General features: G+C 49.3%; 2 protein-coding genes. Both read right to left on the bottom strand.

Annotated elements, in window-relative coordinates; all coding sequences use genetic code 11:
* Positions 1–49: 49 nt before the first annotated feature.
* Positions 50–679 carry a GTP-binding protein gene (locus tag FJZ26_05675; protein MBM3229897.1) on the bottom strand — a complete coding sequence of 210 codons (630 nt, stop codon included), beginning with the start codon at positions 677–679 and terminating at the stop codon, positions 50–52.
* 94 nt (positions 680–773) lie between these two features.
* Positions 774–2,096: an adenylosuccinate lyase gene (locus tag FJZ26_05670; GenBank protein ID MBM3229896.1), complete on the bottom strand. Its 1,323-nt coding sequence runs from the start codon at positions 2,094–2,096 to the stop codon at positions 774–776.
* Positions 2,097–2,255 lie beyond the last annotated feature (159 nt).

The following is a 2,255-nucleotide window of genomic DNA, read 5'->3' as shown; positions in this document are numbered from 1 at the left end:
CAAGCACGCATTTGTCTGTTTGCCCAGGTTCCCTTCCCCAGGTCTTGCCTTACTTAATCTTTGTAGCTATGGCTTCGTAAAGCTCCTCGATGTTCTGCCCGGTGGCTGCCGAAATCTCAATCACCGGATATTGCGGGAAGGCGTCGCGTATAAGCTCCGGCTTTGCTTCCACCAGGTCCATCTTGTTTGCAACAATCACTATCGGTATGTCCTTTGCCTCAAGGTTGCCAAGTATTGTGGCATTGACCTGCGAATAAGGGTCTTGTGTAGCGTCAAGCACGACAAGTGCTGCATCCACATTGTTCATGAACCTGACCGCTTCTATTATGCCCCGCGTTGCCTCCTTGGCCCTTGCCTGTGCCTGCTGCACCGAAAGCCCGTAGTTTAGAAAATCCCGGTAGTCGACTTTTACTGCAATGCCTGGCATGTCAAGAAGGTTCATCGAGAGTATGTAACCGTTCATCTTGAGTGTTACCCTCTCCTTTTTATGTATCGCCCTCGTCTCGTGCGGTACCACCGAAACCTTGCCCATTGGCTCGCCAAGCAAGTCAAGGCATATGGTATTGGCAAGTGTAGTCTTCCCCACATTCGGGCTTCCGTAAAAGCCAATTGCCAGGTCCTTTTTCCTGCTGCCAAAGCCAAAAAGTTTTTTGATGAAGCCTATTATTTTCCCTATCATCCAGTCGCCTTTTTCTGTGCCAAACTCGCTTTCGTGTTCCCTGCCGGTGGCACAAGCTAACTAAATCCATAATACTTATTATAAATCATGCTGGTCAGCCCTCGACCGCCTTCCTTGCAATCTGGGGTGCAAGCCCTATGTATGTTTTGGGGTCAAAAATCTCATCCAACTTTTTTTTGTCAAGATATTTTTTCACCTGCTGGCTTTTTCCAAGCACATGCTTGAGGTGAACTGCGTCCCTGAATGCCTCCTGGGCGCATGTGCGCACAAGCTCATGCGCCTCCTGGCGCCCCAGCCCCGCGCCGGTAAGCTCTATCATGGTCCTCTCGGCCATGACAAGCCCCCTGCTCATCTCAAGGTTCCTCTCAATGTTGGCATCATAAAAAACAAGGCCTTCGAGTATCTTTCCAAGCTGTTCTCCCATGTAGTCTGTTGTAATGAAGCTTCCAGAAAATATGTACCTTTCATTTGCCGAGTTAGTCAAATCGCGCTCATGCTCAAGGGCTATGTTTTCAAGCGCAACTTGCACATTGGCCCTGACAACCCTTGCAAGAGAGCAAATCCTCTCCGATTTGTGCGGGTTCCTCTTTTGCGGCATTGTCGAAGAGCCAACCTGCTTTGCAGAAAACGGCTCAGATATCTCCATTATCTCGGTTCTCTGCAGGTTCCTTATTTCCTTTGCCATCTTCTCATAAGTCGCCGCAACCAATGCAAGCACGAACATTACCGCAGCATGCCTGTCGCGCTGAATGACTTGGTTTGTAACTAGGGCAGGCTGCAGCCCGAGCCTGTCCATAACAAGCTTTTGTATCTCCATTCCCTGGCTTCCAAATGTCGCCATCGTGCCTGCCGCCCCGCTCATCTTCCCGTACATGATGTTTTTTTTCACGGCCTTGAGCCGCTCAAGATGGCGCTTTAGCTCGGTGTTGTAAAGGGCGAACTTCAGCCCGTAGGTTGTGGGAACAGCATGCTGCCCGTGCGTGCGGGCTATGCAAACCTTCTGCGCGTTCTCAAGTGCCAGTTTTTTTGTAATCCCGACAAGCCCTTCAACCCGCTTCTCAACGATTCCTATGGCATCGCGGAACATCATAGCTGTTGCCGTATCCTCTATGTCATAAGACGTGGCGCCAAAATGAACAAATGCGCCGCAGCCACCAGTGCACTTTTCGGAGAGGGCCTTGACCATTGCCATTAGGTCATGGTGAATTTCTGCCTCAATCTGCTCCACCCGCGAAAGTATGACTTTTTTTGAAGCCTTCTCAATTTCCTCGGGGGCGTTTTTTGGTATGTTCCCAAGCTTGGCGTGCGCATGCGCCAGTGCAACCTCCACCTGCATCCAATAATCAAGCTTTGCCTTGTCCTCGAAAATGGCATTCATCTCTGTTTTGTAGCGCGTGTCAATCGGGGAAACTGCCATTCAAACCAACCCTCCTTTAAAAAGCAATTATGTGACTAGTTGCACTTAGATTATGTATTCCAAGGAATATAAATTGCTCGGTGCAAGGGCATCTGCGGGAGCTTAAAAAAGAAAGAAAAGAAGAGAGGGTAATTTCCCCCCCATTAATCTCAAAATATT

This window comes from Candidatus Parvarchaeota archaeon (genome assembly GCA_016866895.1).
Taxonomy (GTDB): domain Archaea; phylum Micrarchaeota; class Micrarchaeia; order Anstonellales; family VGKX01; genus VGKX01.
This window is presented reverse-complemented; position numbering and strand designations above follow the sequence as displayed.